Source organism: Halomonas fontilapidosi, from assembly GCF_014192285.1.
Lineage (GTDB): Bacteria > Pseudomonadota > Gammaproteobacteria > Pseudomonadales > Halomonadaceae > Halomonas > Halomonas fontilapidosi.
In genome coordinates, this window is sequence record NZ_JACHXQ010000004.1 from 176,787 (window position 1) to 198,568 (window position 21,782).

General features: G+C 61.5%; 16 protein-coding genes and 1 pseudogene. 6 read left to right on the forward strand and 11 right to left on the reverse strand.

The genetic code is table 11. The features are described from left to right. The first annotated feature begins 40 nt into the window (after window positions 1-40). On the forward strand, window positions 41-1,264 hold the full coding sequence (locus FHR95_RS08215; RefSeq protein ID WP_183314038.1) for a YbfB/YjiJ family MFS transporter: 1,224 nt from the start codon (window positions 41-43) through the stop codon (window positions 1,262-1,264). Window positions 1,265-1,331: 67 nt separating this feature from the next. Here the strand turns inward: FHR95_RS08215 and FHR95_RS08220 are convergent, their stop codons facing one another. The 6 genes and pseudogenes from FHR95_RS08220 to hsdR all read right to left on the reverse strand — a co-directional run bounded on the left by FHR95_RS08220 (window position 1,332) and on the right by hsdR (window position 11,854). Then, entirely contained in the window at window positions 1,332-2,450 is a 1,119-nt protein-coding gene (locus tag FHR95_RS08220) for a PDDEXK family nuclease (RefSeq protein WP_183314039.1), read from the reverse strand. A gap of 9 nt (window positions 2,451-2,459) precedes the next feature. Then, window positions 2,460-4,496 (reverse strand): DUF262 domain-containing protein, encoded by a 2,037-nt coding sequence (locus FHR95_RS08225; RefSeq protein WP_183314040.1) that lies wholly within the window; start codon window positions 4,494-4,496, stop codon window positions 2,460-2,462. Beyond that, the gene (locus tag FHR95_RS08230; RefSeq protein ID WP_183314041.1) at window positions 4,480-5,919 is read right to left on the reverse strand and encodes a DUF262 domain-containing protein; all 1,440 of its coding nucleotides are present in this window, start codon (window positions 5,917-5,919) and stop codon (window positions 4,480-4,482) included. The genes FHR95_RS08225 and FHR95_RS08230 overlap by 17 nt, the downstream gene beginning before the upstream one ends. 137 nt (window positions 5,920-6,056) lie before the next feature. Continuing rightward, window positions 6,057-7,829: a restriction endonuclease subunit S gene (locus tag FHR95_RS08235; protein ID WP_183314042.1), complete on the reverse strand. Its 1,773-nt coding sequence runs from the start codon at window positions 7,827-7,829 to the stop codon at window positions 6,057-6,059. Continuing rightward, window positions 7,826-9,388 (reverse strand): annotated as a pseudogene (locus tag FHR95_RS08240) (type I restriction-modification system subunit M). The gene FHR95_RS08235 and the pseudogene FHR95_RS08240 overlap by 4 nt, the downstream one beginning before the upstream one ends. 45 nt (window positions 9,389-9,433) lie before the next feature. After that, the gene (hsdR, locus tag FHR95_RS08245) at window positions 9,434-11,854 is read right to left on the reverse strand and encodes an EcoAI/FtnUII family type I restriction enzme subunit R (protein WP_183314043.1); all 2,421 of its coding nucleotides are present in this window, start codon (window positions 11,852-11,854) and stop codon (window positions 9,434-9,436) included. A 418-nt stretch (window positions 11,855-12,272) separates the two neighbouring features. Here hsdR and FHR95_RS08250 point away from each other — a divergent pair, with 418 nt between their 5' ends. From FHR95_RS08250 to FHR95_RS08265, 4 genes are all read left to right on the forward strand, one after another. Then, entirely contained in the window at window positions 12,273-13,334 is a 1,062-nt protein-coding gene (locus FHR95_RS08250; RefSeq protein ID WP_183314044.1) for an endonuclease/exonuclease/phosphatase family protein, read from the forward strand. 140 nt (window positions 13,335-13,474) lie between these two features. Beyond that, on the forward strand, window positions 13,475-13,822 hold the full coding sequence (locus tag FHR95_RS08255) for a 4a-hydroxytetrahydrobiopterin dehydratase (RefSeq protein WP_183314045.1): 348 nt from the start codon (window positions 13,475-13,477) through the stop codon (window positions 13,820-13,822). A gap of 196 nt (window positions 13,823-14,018) precedes the next feature. Further along, the gene (locus FHR95_RS08260) at window positions 14,019-14,576 is read left to right on the forward strand and encodes a hypothetical protein (RefSeq protein WP_183314046.1); all 558 of its coding nucleotides are present in this window, start codon (window positions 14,019-14,021) and stop codon (window positions 14,574-14,576) included. 97 nt (window positions 14,577-14,673) lie between these two features. Then, complete coding sequence (locus FHR95_RS08265) at window positions 14,674-15,261, forward strand: DUF4202 domain-containing protein (RefSeq protein WP_040183275.1); 588 nt, start codon at window positions 14,674-14,676, stop codon at window positions 15,259-15,261. Between the two features lie 61 nt (window positions 15,262-15,322). Here the strand turns inward: FHR95_RS08265 and FHR95_RS08270 are convergent, their stop codons facing one another. The 3 genes from FHR95_RS08270 to FHR95_RS08280 all read right to left on the reverse strand — a co-directional run bounded on the left by FHR95_RS08270 (window position 15,323) and on the right by FHR95_RS08280 (window position 18,532). After that, window positions 15,323-16,516, reverse strand: coding sequence for an acetate/propionate family kinase (locus FHR95_RS08270; RefSeq protein WP_183314047.1), 1,194 nt, complete (start codon window positions 16,514-16,516; stop codon window positions 15,323-15,325). A 16-nt stretch (window positions 16,517-16,532) separates the two neighbouring features. Continuing rightward, window positions 16,533-17,957, reverse strand: coding sequence for a bifunctional enoyl-CoA hydratase/phosphate acetyltransferase (locus FHR95_RS08275; protein ID WP_183314048.1), 1,425 nt, complete (start codon window positions 17,955-17,957; stop codon window positions 16,533-16,535). Between the two features lie 206 nt (window positions 17,958-18,163). Next, the gene (locus FHR95_RS08280) at window positions 18,164-18,532 is read right to left on the reverse strand and encodes a DUF6746 family protein (protein WP_183314049.1); all 369 of its coding nucleotides are present in this window, start codon (window positions 18,530-18,532) and stop codon (window positions 18,164-18,166) included. A gap of 391 nt (window positions 18,533-18,923) precedes the next feature. Here FHR95_RS08280 and FHR95_RS08285 point away from each other — a divergent pair, with 391 nt between their 5' ends. Beyond that, window positions 18,924-19,304: a DUF2237 family protein gene (locus FHR95_RS08285; protein ID WP_183314050.1), complete on the forward strand. Its 381-nt coding sequence runs from the start codon at window positions 18,924-18,926 to the stop codon at window positions 19,302-19,304. 11 nt (window positions 19,305-19,315) lie between these two features. On the opposite strand, the gene FHR95_RS08290 is transcribed toward FHR95_RS08285, so the two are convergent. Both FHR95_RS08290 and FHR95_RS08295 read right to left on the reverse strand, forming a co-directional pair. After that, window positions 19,316-20,389 carry a C45 family autoproteolytic acyltransferase/hydrolase gene (locus tag FHR95_RS08290; protein ID WP_183314051.1) on the reverse strand — a complete coding sequence of 358 codons (1,074 nt, stop codon included), beginning with the start codon at window positions 20,387-20,389 and terminating at the stop codon, window positions 19,316-19,318. 92 nt (window positions 20,390-20,481) lie between these two features. Continuing rightward, window positions 20,482-21,732 (reverse strand): cation:dicarboxylate symporter family transporter, encoded by a 1,251-nt coding sequence (locus tag FHR95_RS08295; protein WP_040183267.1) that lies wholly within the window; start codon window positions 21,730-21,732, stop codon window positions 20,482-20,484. Window positions 21,733-21,782: the final 50 nt, after the last annotated feature.

Here is a 21,782-nt window from a genome sequence, read left to right on the forward strand (position 1 = left end):
GCCGACCGCAAGCATGACAGGGACCTATGGAGTGCCAGGTATGGCCAACCCCGCTTTTCTCTCTCCGCGCTACCGCGTGCTGCTGGCCGGCGTGTTCAGTCAGATTCTATGTATCGGCGTGGCACGTTTTGCCTATACGCCGCTGCTGCCGGTGATGCAGCAGCAGACCTGGCTGAGCGATGCCCAGGGCGGCTGGCTGGCCGCGCTCAACTACGCCGGGTACATGCTGGGGGCGCTGGTGGCGGCCTCGCTCCACAGCATCCGGCTCAAGGACACCCTCTACCGCCTTACCCTGCTGCTGGCAGTGCTCTCCACCGCCGGCATGGCACTGGCCGAGAGCTTCTGGCTGTGGGCGGGCATGCGTTTCGTGGCCGGCTTCTCGAGCAGCGGCGCGATGCTGCTGGCCTCGGGACTGATACTGCACTGGCTGATCCAGCACCGGCAGCGTGGCGAGCTGGGCATCCACTTCGCCGGCCTGGGCGTGGGAATCCTGGTGGCTGCCCTGGCGGTGGAGCTGATGCGGCACCTGGCGATGCAGTGGCAGGCTCAGTGGTGGGGGTTCACCCTCCTGGCCGTGGTGCTGCTGGTGCCCGCCTGGCGCTGGCTGCCGCGACCCGCGAAGCCGGCCGAGGGAAGCGGTGGCCGCCGTAAACCAACCCCCTCTCCGCCGTCGCGCACCTTTATGCGGCTGATGCTCGCCGCCTATTTCTGTGCCGGCTACGGCTACGTGATCAGCGCCACCTTCATTGTCGCCATTGTCGAACGCGAGCCGCTGCTGGCCGGCGCCGGCAACTGGACCTTCGCCCTGGTGGGGCTGGCCGCCGCGCCTGCGGTAATGCTGTGGGACCTGATCGCCCGGCGCATCGGCTACCTGGGCGCGCTGATCGGTGCCATGGCCCTGCAGGTGGTGGGCATCGTGCTGCCGGCGCTGACCACCAGCCTGGCCGGCGTGCTGCTCAGCGCGGTGCTCTACGGCGGCACCTTCCTGGGCTGCGTGAGCCTGGTGCTGACCATGGCCGGGCGGCTCTACCCGCAGAGCCCGGCGCGGCTGATGGGGCGCATGACGCTGGCCTACGGCGCGGCGCAGATCGTCGCCCCGGCGCTCACCGGCATGCTCGCCGAGGCCACCGGCCACTATGACACCGGGCTATGGCTGGCCGGAGGCTTCGTTGCCCTGGGCGCGGTGCTGCTGGTCTGGCTGCGCCGTGTGGACCGAACCGCCCAGCGGCTGGATGCCGAAGCGAAAGCGGCGCCGACGGGGTGAGGCGCTGGTATATTGCTTGGCAACACGGCCCCCGCCTCTTGGCTCCCAGGAGCTTATGCGGGGGTTCTTATGCAGATTCATCTTTGATGCGCCATACCTGCTTTAGGCGCTCCACGGTGTGGGACCATTTGGGCGTGGTGGGCTTGCAGACGGTGTTCTGGTTGCCGAACAGGCCGACCTCGCTGAAGGCCTGATCGCGGCTGACGGTATGCAACCAACGCACCGGCACCAGGTACTCGGCGTCATCTTCGTCACCACCCTCGTTGCGGTATAGATGGAAGTAGTCTTCCCGGGAGGTCAGCTCAAGCAGGCTCTTGCTGCCTTCCTCGGTGTCAAAGCGATACTCATCCGCACGGCAGCGCTCACCGATCACTTCGCCGACGCCTACGTAGCCGGTCTTGGGGATATTGACCCAGACACGATCACCTTCGGAAAGCATGGAGAGCGTTTTGGAGTACCAAGCCGCACCACCACCGGCGATGAAGCCGTATCGGCGCGCGAGCTCCCAGGGGCGGTCGTCGCCGAAGGAGGTGTAGAACTCGCCGTTCCATGGTTCCTTCTTGGCCTTGCGGGAAACGGGCTGGACGGGCTCGTCAGGATCGATCATCCAGGCTCGGCTGAGGTAGCGGTTGCCACCGTCCTCGAAGGCAGCGAAGAACATGGCGTTGATCGACAGCTGGGCGTGCTCGTTAAGGTAGGTGATGATCCGCTCGCTACTGGCATCGAGCCGGGTGGCGACCACCACCAGTTGGTGCTCCTGGTTAAGCGGGATGCCATCCAGCGGGACACCGAACTTGGCTTCGAAGGCCTCGCCCAGCGTGGCATCTGGCCGGCCGTAGCGCTCGGCGAAATCCCGGTAGATGTCGATCAGCTGGTAGTCCGCTAGGGTGACCACCCAGGAGGCGTAGTCGATGGCCTGGGCTACCACGTCGCGCGGGGTCTTGTCGCGCTTGAGCTCGATGATGATGACGTTGCCGTTGGCATCGAGCGCCAGCAGGTCGACCAGCTTGTCGAAGGCGGTGCGCACCTGGCGGCCGATCAGCAGCCAGTCGCGGTTGAGGATCGCCACGTCCTGCATGATCTGCTCTTCCAGCAGCCCCTCGTCGGCAAGTCCTGCGGGGCGCAGCTTGCGCGGCGGCTCGCCGGCACTGCCCGCCAGCTTCCAGATACCTTGCTCAATAGCCATGATAACTCGCTACATTCGGATGTTGTGGTTGCATATCGGATTGAGGCCACTTTCAAGGTCCCTCTTAAAAACCTCAATCATCTCGTCATTGTGCTGCTGTATTTCACCCGCTTCCCATGGCGTGTTCGCATTCATCATCAGCCATTGCTTAATACTGTCTATTTCACCTTTAGAATAATATTCTTCTTTTGACTTTGGGCTGAAGTTGCTTAGTCGTGAGTTTTTACTATGACTAATCAAGCATAGGTTGCCAAAGGAGTTCACAATGTCTTGGTCAAGCTTATCAATACCTGGCATCGGATTTTGAGGATAATAGTGCTCTACCGAGCTTCGGAAGCTGAATGAATACTTCCTTAGGCCGGGATTGTTTCTGTAATATTTGCACCATAAAAGGTAATCAAGATAGTTGAACACAAAGTTGTTTTCGATATTTCCGAATCTAAGTTTTTTCTCATCGATGTCACTCCATCTTCTGGATGACAGTTTTCCTTCGCGCCGAAAGATGATGTCATAGTATTCTGCGCCATCACCGTAGGCTAAAAACCGATCATATACAAAGCAACGGGAAACAGACTCGAGATGACACAGGTACGGCTGAGCTTCTACTTTTTCGGATCTAAAAAGGAAGTGCAGCGCAGCGCTGAGCCAGTGCTTGTACACCATAGTAGGTGTAGAAACATGTAACGCTGATAGCAGCATCAACACCCTGCGATTGGTGTCGCTGTCACTGTCTTCAGCTCCGAAAGTATTGACGTAATCACTGCTTCCGTTGGAAGCCTGCCATTTCAGACGCTTCAGGCTCCAGTCATCGGTGTTACCAGTGTATTCACGTTTGATCACATAGTGATCGAGTAATAGCTTGCATTTAAGCAGGTTGTAGGTGAAGCGCCTCACACGTTCAGCTGCATCCGCGCTGCTAAGTAGATGCGTCTGGAAGGAAGTAATCAGCCTCTTGTCATCCAGAGGAATATCCTGGCCAGTAGTAACCCTTAGTACCTGTAATAGAAAGTTGGGGAAGTTAATGACAGAGTTAAACCGCTCTGGCGTTTCTTCACTCCTTTCGCCTTGGTTCTGTTTGTCAATCTTCTGGTCTTTTGCTGATGGTGGCTTGCAAATCAAATGGCTTAAAGGGAGGGCTTGTGTCGTATCATCTTGAAAGATGTCTTCAGCCAGCATTCCTTGCAATTCCGAATAGTTGCTAGGTTTCAATACCCCCCAGTCCTGCTGGCCAAATAATCTGTCGCGCTGGGTCCTGGTAAAGCCCATCTGGACGTAACGCTCCATGTTAGAGCACGCCTCCCACACACTTTGTAAGACAGCGTAATCGGCCTTTTCCAGCGTGCTCATCATCTTGGACTTAAGCACTTCATGCTTTTCAAGCTGTTCACCCCTGTTGTTCATGACTTCGAAGTAATGATTCAAATCTGTATCAGCCGGAACCTGTACGCGCATGATCTGTACGCAATGGAAAAGGTAATCTGAAAAATCTTTCTGATAAGAACCGTTGTCTTTACATAGCTTCGGCACCAATCGCTGAATCAACTCGTACCCGTTGAGAATATCGCGATTGTAATCTTTAGTGTGAAGGCTCTCAGTGTCGGAGTTTTCGGCGTAACCGTGAAATATTGCGTCCAGCGACTTTGAAGAGCGAGGCCGATTTTCAAACCGTACAGAAGGGTGTTGAAACCAGCTTGCTAAAGATTCCCCGTCGATGCTCATCTTGTTCCGGAAAAAAGATGCCAGCAAAAAAAGCGTGGTCAACCGCTGCTGACCATCAATCACTTCATATAACGGCTGCTCCGTTTCACTATTCTTATTGAACACCACCAAGGTGCCGATGTAATAAGGGTTGCTCTGCTCGCTGAATGCGGAGGGTTTGAGCATTTCATCCAAGACATCCTGAATCAGCTGGGTGATTTCTCCTTCACCCCAAGCGTAGTTGCGCTGATACATGGGAATCAGGTAGTTGGCCGAAGTATTTAGCTTGCCGGCACCGAGTAAGTCCTGGACAGAAAGCTGACTTATTCCATCATTTTTTAGATTCATAGAAACGCATCTCCTTGAACAACCGCTCAATGTCGTCGGTCTTACTGGCTTTGACTTCTGCCAGAACAGGCAACTCCAAACTCAGAAAATCCGCGGGCTGAGTTGCCTCCTTGAGCAACAGAAAGAGATTGTTCGCTAAAGCATGGTTATCCATGCTGGCCAGTTGCACCACCTGCATTTTTAGCCGCAGGCTGTAGGCCCAGATAAACACCTTCTCAATAGCGCGGGATATTTCCACCATGCCAAACTTGTCTACGTAGGCGATCAGCAAACAGTCAAAAAGTGAGCGGACATAGCGATCTCCCGTACGCCACCTGCCTTCATAAGTACTCAACACCCTCAGTATTCGGGAAGCAAGCTCTTCCAGATCAGGGGCGACCTGATGATCACTTATGAGAGCCGAGCCCTTTCCGGGGTAAAACGTCTGTTGAAGTTTATCTATTTCCTGATGGTAATGCCCGATCATTTCAAAGAATCGGCGACCATTGATAATGATCTGATCCAGATGAAACGGAAAAGGTAAATACTGACCATCAATGCGACGCTGGTAATGCTGGTTATACTCATCAACAAAGTGATGCGCCATACGTAGCTGCTCAACATAGGGATAGCTATCAATGCTGTTGATATTGACACCTTTGAATAGGTGGGTGTGCTCCTTCCCAAAATAACGCGCTGACTCTCCGCGTGACCAATTTCGGATACGGAACAGGTAGTTTGAAAACAGCTTGGCCAGCCTTTCGCTATCGCTGCTTTCCCAATGACTAACAACCTTAGATTTTAGGTGTTCATCCTCTTCTGTGAACTCGCGAAGATGGAAAGCTTTTAGCAGGTCGTGCGGTTCAAGGTCTCGCCCCCGGGCATTCTGGGAGTCAAAAAACTGAAAAGCCTCGGATATATCTTTCAGCTCAAAAAAAACCAGTTCACATTGGTTCAGAAGGAAGTGGACCATCTCTTCGGTAAAGTCTGGGCGCGACACAATACGGCTGACGGCCAGGTAATTGTTATGCAGGTTGGTCTGAGAAAGCCTGTTGCTGAAGCGGGGGTCTTTCATACCCTGGTCTAATTGCTCCAGCATTTTCTGTAAATCTTTACGGACAATGGGGTTTGTGGCCTTGGGCCCCGTGCGCTCATTAATCAACGCGCGTGCTGCCAGCATCAGGCTCAGCGTTCGCTGCTGGCCATCTACAATATTGAGTTTGACATTCTTAGGGCATTGGTCTTCCTCTTCCCGATGAAAGACCACGGTGCCCAGACGATAGGCGGTTTTGTATTTATGAAGCGCAATATCGGAAAAAAGCTGGTTGATATTTTTTTCTGTCCACTTGTAAGGACGCTGGTAGACGGGGATTTCCAAACAGTTTTCGCTGAGCAGTTCGAAAACGCTCAGGACGCCTTTTTTCAAGTGGGCTGTGTCGGTCATATCTTGGCATCCTTACGTTCAGCATAACCTGCATAATACATTTTTTTAGAACAGCCCTTTTTTCCAACCACTTTCATGGTTCCCGACTGGAGCAATTTTAGTTGCTGGTGGAGAGTTTCCATAGCCACTGCACGCCTTTAATTCAAACCTCCTTCCACCACCGCCTCGGCAAGGTGAACACGTGTCTCGCCGGCCTCGCCGAGGCGGGCCTTTAGCTGGTCGCAGAGAGCCATTAGCTCGTCGATTTTCTCAACGATTCGCTGCTGCTCTTCTAAGGGGGGAAGCGGTATAGAAAGCCTTTCCACATCGCCTACTCTTAAATGCTTTACTGTAGAGCCAATAGCTTTTTCCGAAGCGCGCTCCAAGAGGTGAGGCTCGGTTAGCGCCAATAGCAAGTACTCTTCATTAATATACTCAAGCATTGGCCGGATCAGCATAGTTCTCTGGCCTAGGCACCATTTTGCTCCTTCCGGTATTATTGCCGCCTCGCCCATCGGGGCTTCTCGGGTAAAGATAATGTCCTTTGGCTCTGGAGGGCATCGCCGCGACCAGTATTGGTAGGTTTCTTGGCTCACATGTTTCAGGTCGTCAAACCTGAAGTGTCTTTCTCTAATATTTGAAGTCCGGATGATAGGGATGCCTTCTTCAACATAGGGGGCGGTCTTGTTGTGGCAATCCACTAGCACTCTAGATAACTGTATCAAATGTGCGCTGCTCCACCCTGTGGGAAGCGCGAAAGGGGGCTTTGCGGTACGAAGCTTTTTCAGTTTTCGCAACATTGTTGCGCATTCAGGGTTTTCGTCTTTGTGACTTTCTAGCCATTGTTGACGCTCGGATGCCAAGCGAGTCAGCAATGACTCAGCCGGCTCATCGTTGGGGTCCTGCTCCACCAGTCGCCCCATCACCGCCAGCTGAAGGATGGTCTGCTCGAGCTTGTCGATACTGGCTTCGGTGGTAAAGAGGGTATCGAAATGCTCGGCGATGCGGGCCCAGTTCTCGGCCACTCCCGAGGCATCGGCGGAGCGGGTAAGTGCGTCGAGAAGGGTGTCGACCAGCACTTCATGGGCTTCCAGCTGGTCACCGACCTGCTGCTCTAGCCGGTCGCAGAGAGCCATCAGCTCATCGACTTTCTCGACGATACGCAGTTGCTCTTCCAGAGGGGGTAACGGCATTGGTATGGAGGCAACCTTTGAACCTGAGACCTCTTTGAAAGTTGTTCCGCTAGCACTTGCATCGATATTCCGGGCAGAACTTTTCAAAAAATAGTACAAGAACTGGTTCACCTCGCGAATATAAGGCACGCAAGACTTGAATCCTTGATTAGTCGCCAGCTCGCTAATCGAAATAGCCACATAACCAATCGGTGCTCTGCTAGAAAACAACACAGAACCTTCTGGCAGTAGCTGTGCGGAGGATTTCTCCAAGCCAAGCCTAGATATATCTCGCTTGCCAGACGCAATATATTTTTCGTTTAGTCCGTATAGGTCAGCAGGGGTTAGCCAAGCAATTTCCTTTTCTGCCCAGAAGGTCGGCTCACCTGACTTCGGAGTTCCTCCACCTATGACTTGCCCGACAGAGCCAAGACGAACCCAGAGCCAGTTGCTGGGTAGTTCAAAGTCTTCTTCATCTAGCTCAATGGCAGGCTGACTCTTTGGCTTCCTGACTTTCCCTTCCCTGACCAACCGCGCCTTCTCCTCGGCGATGCGCTCCAGCAGCACACTGGCGGGCTCGTCGCTGGGGTACTGATCCACCAGCTTTCCGCGCACGGCGAGTTCCAGGATCAGCTCGCGAAGCTTCTTGATACCGGTAAGCTCGATCTTCCCATTGCGACCGCGTCCGGCGGTGCTCTTGTGGGTGACCGCGCCGGTCCAGAGGTCGAGGTGCTCGGTGATCAGCTCTCGTGCGCTCACGCCTCGCCCTCCTGCGTCTCGCGGCTTGTCTCGGCGTTGCTGTCGTGGCCGGTATGGCTTAGCGCATCGCCGAGGATCTGCTTGAGCTGGTCCCGCAGCTCCTGGATCTCTGATTGCTGCTGGGCGTATTGCGCCAGCAGTTCGTCGGGGTCGTGGCTGACCTGCTCGCCCTGGTAGGGGTTCTTGATATCCAGGTTGAAGTGGCGCGCCTGGATCTCCTCGATGGGCACCCGCCAGGTCTGGTGAGTTTCCTCTCGGCCGGCGAAGCCATCGGCCTCGTCGCCCCACCAGTCGATTTCAGTCTGGAATTCCTCGACCTTCATGGGGCGGGTCTTGCTGTAGTTTTTCACGCCCTCGGGGTAGGGATGCTCGTAGTACCACACCGCCTCGGTGGGCTGGCCCTTGGTGAAGAACAGCAGGTTGGTCTTGATGCCGGTGTAGGGATTGAACACGCCATTGGGCAGCCGGACGATGGTGTGCAGGTTGCACTCGGTAAGCAGTTTCTCCTTGAGGCGGGTCTTCATGCCCTCGCCGAACAGGAAGCCGTCGGGCAGTACCACGGCGGCGCGGCCGCCGTCCTTGAGCAGGTGGATGAACAGCGTCATGAAGAGGTCGGCGGTCTCGCGGGTGCGGAAGGCCTGGGGGAAGTTGGTCTCGATGCCGTCCTCCTACATGCCGCCGAAGGGCGGGTTGGCGACGATGACATCCACCCGTTCCTTGGGGCCCCAGCTGATCAGCGGGCGCGCCAGGGTGTTGTCGTGCTTGACCTGGTCGGGCACCTCGATGCCGTGAAGGATCAGGTTGGTGGTGGCCAGCAGGTGGGGCAGCGGCTTCTTCTCCACCCCATGGATGGTGCGCTGCAGTGTCTGCTCGTCCTGCGGCGTCGTCACGTAGTGCTTGCGCTTGTGATCGATGGTGCAGGTGAGGAAGCCGCCGGTGCCGCAGGCCGGGTCCATCACGGTCTCGTCCAGCCTGGGGTCGACCCGGTCCACCATGAACCGGGTCACTGCCCGCGGGGTATAGAACTCCCCGGCGTTACCGGCGCTCTGCAGGTCCTTGAGGATCTGCTCGTACATGTCGCCCAGCTCGTGGCGCTCGCTGGCCTTGTTGAAGTTCACGCCGTCCTGCAGCTTGTTGATGACCTGGCGCATCAGCTGGCCGGACTTCATATAGTTGTAGGCGTCCTCGAAGACGTTGCGGATCACCACGCCGCGATAGTCGTCGCCACGGGCCTGGAGCTGTTGCAGGCCTGGAAAGAGATCGTTATCTACGAACGCCTTGAGCTCGTCGCCGGTCATGCCCTCCGGGTCGGCAGCCCAGTGGCGCCAGCGCAGCGGTTCGGGAATCGGCGAGCGGTAGTCCTCATTGAACATCTCCCACTCCTGCTCCCGGTCGTCGAAGATCTTGAGGAACAGCATCCAGACCAGCTGGCCAATGCGCTGTGCATCGCCGTCCACGCCGACGTCCTTGCGCATGATGTCCTGGATGGATTTGATGGTGGTGCTGATGGCCATGAGTCGTGAGCTTCCTTGGTGTCTGGTGCGATGACGCCGGCGCATCCACAGGGGGTGGCCGGCATCAGGGTGTGAATAACGTAGCCGCGATCAGCTGCCGGACTGGTAGAGGGCGTCTTCGAGCTCGTGGACCGCGCGGGTATAGCCGGGCATGCCGCCGAAGGCCTGGGCCAGCTCCATGGGCGCGCCGATCTCGCTGAAGGGCGCCAGGGTGAGCACCTTGGGGTCCTCGATGGGTCCGATGCCGGCATCGGCATACTTGTCGACCAGGGATTCCAGCACCTGGCGGGCCTGACCCTCGTAGCGGGTGAAGATATCACGCTTCCTCACCTGCGCGGCGCGTTCGCGGCGGGTCAGGGCGGGGCGGTCGAAGGCGATATGGCAGATCACGTCGAAGGGGTCGGGCTCGTCGCCGAGCCTGTCGCCCAGCTCCTTGGTCAGGTCCTCCCAGAAGACGCCGTTCTCCTCCAATTCCTCGAGAATCGCCTGCTTGCGCTCGGCATCCTGCCAGCGCCGCAGGAAGTCATCCAGAGAAGCGAACTGCTCCTTCACCTTCTTGCGGGTGTAGTCGCGCAGGCTCTCGGTGATCAGCTTGCCGTCCGGGCCCAGATACTGCACCCGCTCGGCCACCACGCTGACCTCGACGTCGTCGACCACGTACTTCACCCGCTTGCTGGCATTCTCGTCTTCGGCAAGGCCGGTAGCGGTGAAGGGGTCGTCGGTCTGCCAGGTCTCGCCGGGCTCGATCTCGTAGCCGCCTTCCGCCTCGTTGACCCCACTGGCAGGCTCGTCGTTGACGATCTCGTCATCCGGCACGATGGAGGCGTCGTCGCCCTTGGGCTCATAGACCTTGACCGGCTCGCCGTCGAAGTCGGGGTCGGCGAACAGCTCGGTGGCCTTCTTGAAGTCGAGGATGGTGAACCAGTGCTTGTGGTAGTCGTCGTTGATGCGGGTGCCGCGGCCGATGATCTGCTTGAACTCGGTCATCGACTGGATGCGCTGGTCGAGCACGATCAGCTTGCAGGTCTGGGCGTCGACGCCGGTGGTCATCAGCTTGCTGGTGGTAGCGATGACGGGATAGCGCGCCTCGGGATTGATGAAGTTGTCGAGTTCGGCCTTGCCCTCGCTCTCGTCGCCGGTGATGCGCATCACGTACTTGCGGTTCTCGGCGACCCGCTTCGGGTTCATGTTCACCAGCGCCTGGCGCATGCGCTCGGCGTGGTCGATGTCCTCGCAGAAGACGATGGTCTTCTGGTGGGGGTCGCTGTTCTCCAGGAACTCCGTGATCCTGCGGGCCACCAGCTCGGTGCGCTTCTTGAGCACCAGGTGCCTGTCGAAGTCCTTCTGGTTGTAGATGCGGTCCTCGATCTCCTGGCCGAGGGCATCGAGCTGTCCCTTGCTTGGCCGCCAGCCCTGCAGGTCGCGGTCGATATCCACCCGGACCACCTTGTAGGGGGCGAGGAAGCCATCCTCGATGCCCTGCTTGAGCGAGTAGGTGTAGACCGGCTCGCCGAAGTAGTCGATGTTGGAGACCTCCCTGGTCTCCTTGGGTGTGGCGGTCAGGCCGATATGGGTGGCCGCGGAGAAGTACTCGAGGATCGCTCGCCAGGCGGAGTCCACGGCGGCGCTGCCGCGGTGGCATTCATCGATCACCACCAGGTCGAAGAAGTCCGGCGAGAACTGCTTGTAGATGTTCTTCTCGTCCTCACTGCCGGTCACTGCCTGGTAGAGCGAGAGGTAGATCTCGTAGGACGGATCCACCGTGCGATTGGTGACCTTGGTCATCGCCTGGCCGAACGGCTTGAAGTCGTTGTTCTTGGTCTGGTCGACCAGGATATTGCGGTCGGCGAGGAAGAGGATGCGTTTCTTCTGCTTGGCCTTCCACAGCCGCCAGATGATCTGGAAGGCGGTAAAGGTCTTGCCGGTGCCGGTGGCCATCACCAGCAGGATACGGTCCTGGCCGCGAGCCACCGCCTCCACGGTGCGGTTGATGGCCACCGTCTGGTAGTAGCGCGGGGTACGCCCGCTGCCGTCATCGAAGAAGGGTTGCTCCACCACCGGGCGTGCGGCCGGGCCGATGCCCTTGTGCTGGCAGTAGCGTTCCCAGAGCAGCTCAGGCGAAGGGAAATCGTCGAGGCCGAGCAGGGTCTCGGTCTGGCTGCCAAGCCCGGTGCGGTCGTGGAACAGGAAGCCGTCGCCGTTGCTGGAGAACACGAAGGGCACGTCCAGGGCATCGCTGTAGGCGAGCCCCTGCTGCATGCCGTCGCCCAGGCCGTGTTGGTTGTCCTTGGCCTCGATCACCGCGATGGGCTGGTTCTTCTGGAAGCTGAGCACGTAGTCGGCACGACGCCGCTTGCCGCGGGTGTGCAGCCTACCCCGAACGATGATGCGGCCATTGGTGAACGAGACCTCCTCGCGCACCTGAGTCTGGATATCCCAGCCGGCGCGCTCCAGCGCCGGCGTGATGAACTTCGTGCAGATATCCCGTTCGCTGAGGGCCTTCTTGTCCATGGCAGCATCCTTGCGCGTCGATGGCGGGGCGGGAGCTTGTTACCTCAGCTTACGGCATAGGGCGTTCGTTGACACGGCGACTCATGGAGCGCCCAAGCCGCGCGGATAAAAAGCCACTGCATCGATATGCTGCCTGGCGCTACTCCGGGACGCAGCACGCACTGACCCTCTGCACGGGGCTGCCGTCCTCTCCACGCCCGGGGCGCTGGCGCTTACCGGGCCTACGTGGCGCTCTGTAGATAAGCCCCTTTCGTGCCAGCAACGTCGAACTCGCCGATCCACGCCGCGTCCGGCTTGGCCCTCACGGGTGATCGCTGGGTCCTCGGGCTTGTCGCCAACGGCTCCGCCTGTTTCTTGATAAGGGCTTGATGATCTTTCACGCGGCCGCCAGCATGGCGCCTTTTTGCGTGGAGACATCATGCGTCGTGATCTGCTGGCAGGGCTGCTGGCCCTGACACCCCTGTTCGCTCAGGCCGATGTGATCGTCGGCAGCTGGAACATCAAGCACCTGGGCTGGAACAACGACAAGGCCATCCCGCAGGTGGCACACGTGGCCAATCATTTCGATCTGCTGGCGGTGCAGGAGCTCATGGATCCCACGGCGCTGGAGCGGCTCGAAGCGAGCCTGGAGGAGATCTCGGGAGAGCCCTGGTCCGCCATGGCCAGCCATGCCCTGGGGCGCAGCTCCTATGAGGAGCACTACGCCTTCCTGTGGCGCGAGAGCGAGGTGGCCTACGAGGATGGGGCCGTGGTGTTCATCGACCATGGCGACGTCTTCTCGCGGCAGCCCTATTCGGCGCGCTTCCGCGATGTGGACACCGGCGATCTGTTCACGCTGGCGACGGTGCATGTGGTCTATGGCGACAGCGTGAGCGACCGCCTGCCGGAGATCGAGGCGCTGGCCGACTACTGGCAGTGGCTGGACGAGGCCCATCCTCAGACGCCGCGGCTGCTGGCGGGCGATTTCAACCTGGCGCCCGACCATCCGGCCTGGCAGGCGCTGCGCGAGCGGGGTGCGCGGCCGGCGATCAGCGAGGGGCGCTCCACCCTGGCGACCACGGCGGGCCAGTACGCCAATCTCTACGACAACCTCTGGTACGACGCCAGTCAGCTGGCCCCTGATAGCCAGGGCATCCTGAACTTTCCTGAACTGCTGCCCCTGGCCCACCAGGCGGCACGCGACCGGGTCTCGGATCATGCGCCGGTCTACCTGAGCCTGAACGGCGCGGCACTCGTGGCGACCCATGCCACCAGTGGTGAGCTGGTAGCGAGCCAGCGGATGGCGAGCTGCATCGATCTCAACGACAGCAGCGCCAACCGCTTGGCCGAGCTGCCCCATGTGGGGCCGGCGCGCGCCGAGGACATCATTGCTGGCCGGCCGTGGCAGAGGCCCAGCGAGCTCACCCGGATCTCTGGGATCGGCGGCGGGCGACTGGGCGAGATTCGCCGCAGTGGCCTGCTGTGTGGCGAGAAGGGGTAAACAGCGAGGCAGGACTGTTCAGCCTCAAGGCGATCCAAGCCGAGTGCTACCTTCTGACGCCGGCAGGATTCCCGGGGTGTTGATATTGCGAAGGGTACACCCCACCCTTGGGAGTACAGCCAACAACCCTGGAGGTTGAGATGAGCGACCTGAAAGAACACAGCTGTGAAGCCTGCAGCCCGGACGCGCCCAAGGCGAGCGCGGAAGAAAAGCAGCAGTTGCACAAGGATGTTCCGGATTGGGAAATCCGGGTGGTTGACGGTGAAGAGCAGCTTCACCGGCTCTTCAAGCTCAAGAATTTCGCCAAGGCGCTGGAATTCACCAACAAGGTGGGGGATCTCGCCGAAGCCGAAGATCATCACCCGGTTATCGTGCTGGAATATGGCAAGGTTGCCGTGAGCTGGTGGAGCCATGAGATCGGCGGCCTGCACAAGAACGATTTCGTCCTTGCCGCAAGAACCGACGCGGCCTTCAACGACATGGCATAACCCCCACCGCGGCGGAACCCGGCTTCCGCCGCGACCTCCTGCCCGACCCCCCCGTCAGCATCACTGAGCATCGTATAGCTTATCCCCTGACCCTGACGTGAGCCATGAAGCACTGATCTGCCTCAAGGCGACCCCGGCTGGCTGGCGTCTATGCTTTTCAGAACATGCCCTGAAAATGCATCAAGAGGAGCCTGCCATGTTGTTGCCCCCATCGCGCCATTCGGCTACCCGCCACGGTAGTCGTCGTTTTATCGTTGGCCTGGCCGGCGCCGTTGCGCTGGGTGCCAGTGCGGTCAGCCTCGCCGCCGAGCCCGTCAGGCCGGATCTGACGCCCAAGCTGCAGGGCCTGCTGAAGCAGGAGATGATCCAGGTCGAGCAGGCGATGCAGGCGGTCTACAGCGCGATCGTCCAGGGGCGACACGCGGTAGTGGCCGAGAAGGGGCAGTCGATTCACGACAGCTTCATTCTCGCGCAGTCGCTGACCGAGGCGGATCGTCGGGATCTCAAGGCCGCCGTGCCGCCGGCCTTCCTGCAGATGGATGCCTATCTGCATGAGCTCTCGGCGTCACTGGCTGAGGCCGGCCGCGCCGAAGATACCCCTCGCCAGGTGGAACTCTTCGCACGCATGACCGAGTCCTGCGTGGCGTGTCATAGCGCCTACGTCAGCGACCGCTTCGAGGGGCTGGAGGCGCCGAAGGTGCCGGCAGGCTGGGGGCTGGCGCCAGAGGCGTCGGGCGACGACGCGGAAGGTTGACCTGCCTCGGCTTTTGCGTCAGAACAGTCTGTCCTGCTGGCCCTTCAGCGTAGCGGCTGTCGGGCCGGCCAGCTTGTTCAGCACGGAGGCTAGACCGATGCCCCTTTCCCCCCTCGATCAGACCCTTGCCGCCCTGGATGCCCTGCACGCCGAGGACCCGCGTCGTGTGGCGGTAAACGGCGAGCCGGTGCCTCAGGAGCTGTGGCATGCCGGACGCATGAGTGCCTGGCTGGAACAGTTGCACGAGCGCCCCGACGCGCTGATGCAGCTGGCGGTGCGCGGCCAGCACCTGCAGCGCTGGGAGGTGCCGCGCAGTGACTATCCCGAGGGCCGAGTGGGCTACCTCACCTGGCGGCGCGACCAGGGCCGCCGCGCCGGCGAAACCACCGCTCGCCTGATGCGCGAGGCCGGCTTTGACGACGCATCAGCCGAGGCCGTGGCGCGGATGATCCGCAAGCAGGGGCTCGGGCGTGAGCCGGGCACCCAGGCCGTGGAGGATTGCGCCTGCCTGGTGTTCCTGGAGAACTACTTCGGCGATTTCTCGAAGCAGATCGATCACGACCACCTGATCCGCATCGTCCAGATGACCTGGAAGAAGATGTCACCGCCGGCCCATGCCCTGGCGCTGGAGCTGCCCATGACGGCCGAGGCGCGCGCGCTGGTGGAGGAGGCGCTGGCGGGCTAGGGCCAGCACCCCGGCGAGACGCTGACGGTTGACTGCTGCGGCACCGTCACCGCGACCTCCGTTACGCCAGGCCTGCTACCCGGGCGCTGTACCAGGCGATCATCCGCTCTTCGTCGGTGGGAATCACCCAGGCGCCGACGCGGCTCTCGGCGGTACTGATGCGTCGCGCATCGCGGCGGTTGGCGTCGGCGTCGAGTTCAATGCCCAGCCACTCGCAGCCGCGGCAGATGGCCTCACGCACCGGGCCGGCGCCCTCGCCGATGCCGGCGGTGAAGACCAGCTGGTCGAGTCCGCCCAAGGCACTGGCCAGGCTGCCGATCTCGCGCACGGCACGATAGGCGTAGAGGTCCACCGCTTCGCGTGCCTCGGGGGCAGGGCTTTCGAGCAGTTCGCGCATGTCGCCGCTGATGCCGGACACCCCGAGCAGGCCGGAGCGCTTGTAGAGCATCTCGCTGACCTCCTCGGCGCTCATGCCTTCCTGCTGGATCAGGTGCAGTACCAGCCCCGGGTCGAGGCGGCCGCTGCGGGTGCCCATGGGCATGCCTTCCATGGCGGTGAAGCCCATGGTGGAGGCCACGCTGGTGCCTTTGTGAATGGCGCACAGGCTGGAGCCGTTGCCCAGATGAGCGACGATCACCCGCTCGCCTGGCGCCTCGCCCAGCGACTCGGGCAGCACCCGATTGATGTAGTCGTAGGAGAGGCCGTGGAAGCCGTAGCGGATCAGGCCGCGCGCCGTCATCTCACGGGGAAGGGCGAACTGACGGGCCACCTCAGGCTGTTCGGCATGGAAGGCGGTGTCGAAGCAGGCGACCTGGGGCAGCTCGGGGTAGCGTTCGGCGAGCGGGTCGACCGGCGCCAGGCAGAAGGGCTGGTGCAGCGGCGCCAGCGGTTCGAGTTCCTTGAGTTCCGCGGTGATCTCGGACGTGAGTGTCACGGGGCGATGGTAGTCGCGGCCGCCGTGGACCACGCGGTGCCCCACCACGGCGAGCGAGAGGTCGGAGAACGCGTCGAGCCAGTGCAACAGGCGCTCGAGGGCGCCGGGCAGGTCGAGCTTCTCGGGCAACGCCGCCGTGTCCGTGTCCACGGCTTGGCCCTCGCCGTCGCGCAGCGTCAACCGCGGCGTGCCGCCATTGAGCCCGGCATACTTGCCGCGATAGCGGGGCGTCAGGGTGTCGAGCGATGCGGCGCCTTCCAGCGGATAAAGGGCAAACTTGAGGCTGGAGGAGCCGCTGTTGAGGGTGAGGATGTGGCGCATGTCGGACTCCTTTGTCTCAGTCTGCCTGGCCGGGTGGGCCCTTGCGCTTCTGGTGGTCGGCCGCGAGCAGGGCCAGGGCGCAGGACGCCATGCGGGTGATGGCTTCGTCGGCGCGGCTGGTCAGGATGATCGGCACCCGGGCGCCCAGCACCAGGCCGGCACCGGTGGCGTCGGCCAGGTAGTTCAGCTGCTTCATCAGCATGTTGGCCGCTTCCAGGTCCGGCGCGACCAGGATGTCGGCGCGGCCGGCGACCAGTGAGTCGATGCCCTTGGTGCGTGCCGCGTCCTCGGAGATGGCGTTGTCGAAGGCCAGCGGGCCGTCGAGGGTGCCGCCCTTGATCTGGCCACGATCGGCCATCTTGCACAGGGCGGCGGCATCCAGCGTCGAGGGCATCTTGGGGTTGACCGTTTCCACCGCGGCAAGAATGGCGACCTTGGGGTCGTCGTTGCCCAGGGCGTGGGCCAGCCCGATGGCGTTGCGAACGATGTCGCGCTTCTGGTCGAGGTTGGGCGTGATATTGATGGCGGCGTCGGTGATGAATAGCGGCCGGGGATAGGTCGGCACGTCGAAGGCCATGACGTGGCTGATGCAGCGCTCGGTGCGCAGGCCGCCATCGCGCTTGAGGACCTCGCGCATCAGCTCATCGGTGTGCAGGGCACCCTTCATGAGGGCTTCGGCGCGTCCTTCCCGTACCAGCGCCACGGCGCGCTCCGCGGCGGCATGGCTGTGCGGGACGTCGATCAGTTCGAACTCGCTGATGTCGAGTTCGGCTTGCTCGGCGGCGGCGCGGATCTTGGCCTCCGGGCCGACCAGCAGGGGAATGATCAGGCCGTGATGGGCGGCGGCCACGGCGCCGGTCAGCGAGACGTCATCCACCGGGTGCACCACGGCTACCGGAATGGCGGGCGGATGGTCGGCCGCGGAGAGAATCTCATGCAGGCGGCCACGCTCGGCCAGGCGCACCGTGGGCAGTACGGTGCGGTGCCGGCGGACCTTCTCCTTGGGCGCGAGTACCCGCGCCTCGCCCTCGATGACCACCTTGCCCTTCTGGTTCTCGCAGCGGCAGTCCAGGATCAGCTGCGTGCGCGCTTCGTCCTTGGTTTTGACGCGGACGCTCACCTTGAGCACGTCGCCCAGCGAGACCGGCGCCCGGAAACTCAGCGTCTGCCCCAGGTAAAGGGTGCCGGGACCGGGCAGCTGGGTGCCCAGCACCGTGGAGATCAGCGCACCGCCCCACATGCCGTGGGCGATGACCTCCTGGAAACGTGAGCTGCGCGCGAAATCGTCGTCCACATGGGAGGGGTTGACGTCCCCGGACATGATGGCGAACAGCTTGATGTCATCCAGGGTCAGGCGCTTCTCGAGGTGGGCCTCGTCGCCTACCTGGATCTCGTCGAAGGTGCGGTTCTCGATATAGCGGTCGTCGTTTGGTGCATCCATATCGCCAGCTCCAGTAGTGATTACTGCAATGCAGCAAATATAGCCTCCCATCATAGCCGGCCGTTGGCTACCGTTCGTTGACACATATCGGATGCTGACCAGTTCGATATCCGCATCGAGCCGGGCGAGAACGCAGGCGGGCGGACCCTGTCGACAGGGCCCGCCCGCGCTGTTCAGGCGAGCAGTGGCCCGCCAGGAGAGTGAGTTCAGGGCACCAGCGTCTGGGCGGCCTCGAGGTAGGCCTCACCGTGGGTGCGCACGCGCTCGCGTTCGACGCTCTCAGAGCCCAGGTGCACTTCTTCCAGGTCCACGGCCATGGTGTCGAACTGCGCATCGAACATCGCCAGCGCATTCTCCAGAGTGTAGGAGAGCCGGTGGACCGTGCCGAGATCGGCGTTGCTCAGCTCGTCCTGGGCGAGCAACTCGGCCAGCAGGCGGTTGGTTTCGGAAAACTGGGTCACGGCCTCGGCGAGGCTATCGGCGGCTTCGCCCTCGAAGTGGTCGGGGCGCTCTTCGGCCTGGGCGGTGGTGGCCAGCAGGCCGCTGCAGAGGGCGGCAAGCATCAGCTTCTTCATGGTGGCATCCTTCATAGGAATGAGAATTGATCGCATGAAAGACGCTATCACCCTCCACCATTAGTGACAAGAATTACCATCTGCATCTTTGTTGCATTTGACCTGCGTCAGGGGTGGCCTGCGATCACTCGGGACTGAACTGCACGGCGAGGCTTTCGTCGCTCTCGCAGGGCTTGCCATGGCGCAGGGGCTGCGCGCTGTCCGGCGAGCGATTCACCATCAGCGGGGTGGCACCGTTGCAGCGCCTCTCAAGGCGCGGTCGCGCTTGCCGGTATCGTGCATGTCCCCGTGTGGAGCTTATGCTGTTGCGACGAACAGCCGGCGCGGACCCTGCTACCTCGGCATGTCCGGTTTCGGCTGCCGAAAACGATGCGTGACAGGAGGCAGTGCCATGCAAGCGAAAACCGAATCCCTCAATGTGCTGGGCCAGCCACTCGTCCCCTGCGGCCAGGATCCCGTGACGGGCTTCTACCGTGATGGCTGCTGTCGGGTGGGGCCTGAAGACCTGGGCATCCACGCGGTCTGTGCCGAGATGACGGCCGAGTTCCTGGCCTTCACGCGCGGCCAGGGGAACGATCTCTCGACGCCTCGCCCCGAGTTCGGCTTTCCGGGACTCAAGCCGGGAGACCGCTGGTGTCTCTGTGCCGGGCGCTGGCAGGACGCCTTCGATGCCGGGAAGGCGCCTCGCGTCGTGCTGCAGGGTACCCATCAGGCGGCTCTCGAGCAGTGTCGCCTGGGGGATCTCAAGCGCTGTGCCGTCGACCTGAACTGAACTGCCGGAGCTCAGTCGTCGTGGCGCTCCGGCTCAGGACCGAACTGTACGGTGAGGCTCTCGTCGCTCTCGCAAGGCTTGCCATGGCGCAGGGTCAGGCGGCGCTGGGTGAGGTTCATGACCACCCCGAACAGCGTCTCCATGCGCTCTTCGGGGGGCTGGGCAGGATTGAGGTGGCGGCAGATGGAGAGCGGCTCACCGTGGTGGTCGCTGAGAATTTCGAACAGCTTTGCTTCGCCGATTGTCTCCTCGGCGGGCAGCCGTTCGCGCAGCAGGCTATCCAGCCGCGCCAGGCGCGGGCGGGAGTCCTGGCGCGGGAAGTCCTCTACCTGGCCGGTGGCGGTACGCGCATAGAAATGGTTGGTGTGGGTGACCTTGCCGTCCTCCGGCGTCAGTCGGCCCGGCTCGCCGGGGTGAACCTCCAGACCGGCGGCGGTGCCCTCGGCGCTGGCGATCAGGAAATGGGCGGGCGAGCAGACGCGATCTCGGCTGGCCACGGCCACGGCGGCGTCCAGGTCGGCGCTCTCGAGGATCTTGCGCAACGCGACGTGAATGGGCAGGCCCTCGCCGCAGGTACGCGAGCGAATGGCGTTGAGGCAGACCCCGATGCCGTGCTCGTTCATGCCGATCTTGGCCACCATGCCGGCCTCGCCGATGCTGATCAGAGCGGGGGCGTCGAGGCCGTTGATCTCGAGGGCCACCACGTTGTGCAGCTGGTCGGTTCGCCAGTCCCAGTTCTGGGCCAGCCATTGGGTGCCGTGGCGGTTCAGGGCGAACGCAGAGCAGCCGCCGCTGGCCTGGGTCAGCGAGATTTCGCTGCGACAGTTGAGGGTGAGGATGTCCTCGAAGTCGAGTCCGGCACCGCGGGCGATGCCGTCCATCTCCTCGAGGATCGCCGGGAAGCCGCGCTCGATCATCGGCAGGAAGCGCTCGGCCGTTCGACGCGCCCCGGCCCAGTCGAGTGCCACGAAGTCCTGAAAAAGCCGGTCGTAGACCTCGAGACTGTGGCTGATCAGCTCGGCATGGGCCCGTCCGTGGGCCTCGCCGATCTCGCGGCGGCTGCCTGAGAGAGGAGTGATATGCATGGTGACCTCATGACGCGGGGGCTGGTCAGGGTCACTTTAGCAGGCTGTGGGGCGCGGCAGCACCGGATCCTTGCCGGCACTGCCGACGGGCGTCAGCTCTTGCCAGGCGCGTTGTAGATCGTCTCGTCCAGTTCGCCTTCACTCTTGCCGACCAGGGTGGTGACCATCAGATCGCCGGCCACGTTAACGCTGGTACGTGCCATGTCGAGGATGCGGTCAATGCCGGCGATCACTGCGATGGCTTCCAGGGGCAGGCCGATCTGGGCCATGACAATGGAGAGCATGACCAGCCCGGCGCCGGGTACGCCGGCGGTGCCGATGGAGGCCAGCGTGCCGGTGACGATGATCATGCCGTAGTCCATCAGGCTGAGGTCGACGCCGAGCAGCTGGGCGATGAAGACTGCGACCACGCCCTGATAGATAGCGGTGCCGTCCATGTTGATGGTCGCACCCACGGGCAGCACGAAGCCGGCGACACCCTCGGAGACGCCAAGGTTCTTCTGGGCGCAGCGGATGGAGACCGGCAGGGTGCCCGAGGAGGAGGCCGAAGAGTAGGCCACCACCAGCGCGTCGAGGATGCCCTGCAGGTAGCGCAGCGGGTTGAGCTTGCCGATCAGCGCCAGCAGGCCCGTGTAGACCACCAGCACATGCAGGATGCTGGCGAGATAGGCCACGCCGATCACCTTGGCCAGCGGCAGCAGCACCTCGAGCCCGTAGCTGCCGGCGACGTGGGCGATCAGGCCGAATACGCCGAACGGTGCGAACGCCATGACGATGCTGGTGAGCTTGTACATGGCCTCGGCGAAGCTCTCGAAGATCCGCACGACCGGCTCGCCCTTCTCGCCGATCAGGGTCAGCGAGATGCCCAGGCCGATGGCGAAGACAATGATCTGCAGGATGTTACCGCTGGCCAGGGCATCGATCGGGTTCTGGGGCACCAGGCCGACCAGGATCTCCACCAGGCTGGGAGCCTCTTTGGCTTCCATACCGGACTCGAAGCTCATGTCCAGGCCGACGCCGGGCTGGAAGATCCAGGAGGCGAGCAGGCCGATGGAAATCGCGAAGGCGGTGGTGATGAGGTAGAGGACGATGGTCCGCGCGCCGATGCGGCCCATCTTCTGTGGGTCGCGCATGGCGGTAATGCCGACCACCAGGGTCGAGAAGACCAGCGGCACGATCAGCATCTTGATGGCGCTGATGAAGATATCGCCGATGGGTTTGAAGACGCTGGCGTCCTCGCCCATCAGCGCGCCTGCCAGGATACCCAAGGCAAGGCCGGCCAGGATCTTCTGCCAGAGCGGGATGCGCCCCCATAGTGTCGTTGTTGATGATTTATCGCTCACGGTGGAACTCCTTCCTGCATATCGGTAATAGCATGGTGGATATCAATGAA

Bases quoted from the DNA above. Each gene is read 5' to 3' on its own strand.
- FHR95_RS08215 (WP_183314038.1), top strand. From the start codon at position 41: ATGGCCAACCCCGCTTTTCTCTCTCCGCGCTACCGCGTGCTGCTGGCC.
- FHR95_RS08290 (WP_183314051.1), bottom strand. From the start codon at position 20,389: ATGCATATCACTCCTCTCTCAGGCAGCCGCCGCGAGATCGGCGAGGCC.
- FHR95_RS08270 (WP_183314047.1), bottom strand. From the start codon at position 16,516: ATGCGCCACATCCTCACCCTCAACAGCGGCTCCTCCAGCCTCAAGTTT.
- FHR95_RS08220 (WP_183314039.1), bottom strand. From the start codon at position 2,450: ATGGCTATTGAGCAAGGTATCTGGAAGCTGGCGGGCAGTGCCGGCGAG.
- hsdR (WP_183314043.1), bottom strand. From the start codon at position 11,854: ATGGACAAGAAGGCCCTCAGCGAACGGGATATCTGCACGAAGTTCATC.
- FHR95_RS08265 (WP_040183275.1), top strand. From the start codon at position 14,674: ATGCCCCTTTCCCCCCTCGATCAGACCCTTGCCGCCCTGGATGCCCTG.
- FHR95_RS08280 (WP_183314049.1), bottom strand. From the start codon at position 18,532: ATGAAGAAGCTGATGCTTGCCGCCCTCTGCAGCGGCCTGCTGGCCACC.
- FHR95_RS08275 (WP_183314048.1), bottom strand. From the start codon at position 17,957: ATGGATGCACCAAACGACGACCGCTATATCGAGAACCGCACCTTCGAC.
- FHR95_RS08225 (WP_183314040.1), bottom strand. From the start codon at position 4,496: ATGAATCTAAAAAATGATGGAATAAGTCAGCTTTCTGTCCAGGACTTA.
- FHR95_RS08255 (WP_183314045.1), top strand. From the start codon at position 13,475: ATGAGCGACCTGAAAGAACACAGCTGTGAAGCCTGCAGCCCGGACGCG.
- FHR95_RS08260 (WP_183314046.1), top strand. From the start codon at position 14,019: ATGTTGTTGCCCCCATCGCGCCATTCGGCTACCCGCCACGGTAGTCGT.
- FHR95_RS08230 (WP_183314041.1), bottom strand. From the start codon at position 5,919: ATGACCGACACAGCCCACTTGAAAAAAGGCGTCCTGAGCGTTTTCGAA.
- FHR95_RS08285 (WP_183314050.1), top strand. From the start codon at position 18,924: ATGCAAGCGAAAACCGAATCCCTCAATGTGCTGGGCCAGCCACTCGTC.
- FHR95_RS08250 (WP_183314044.1), top strand. From the start codon at position 12,273: ATGCGTCGTGATCTGCTGGCAGGGCTGCTGGCCCTGACACCCCTGTTC.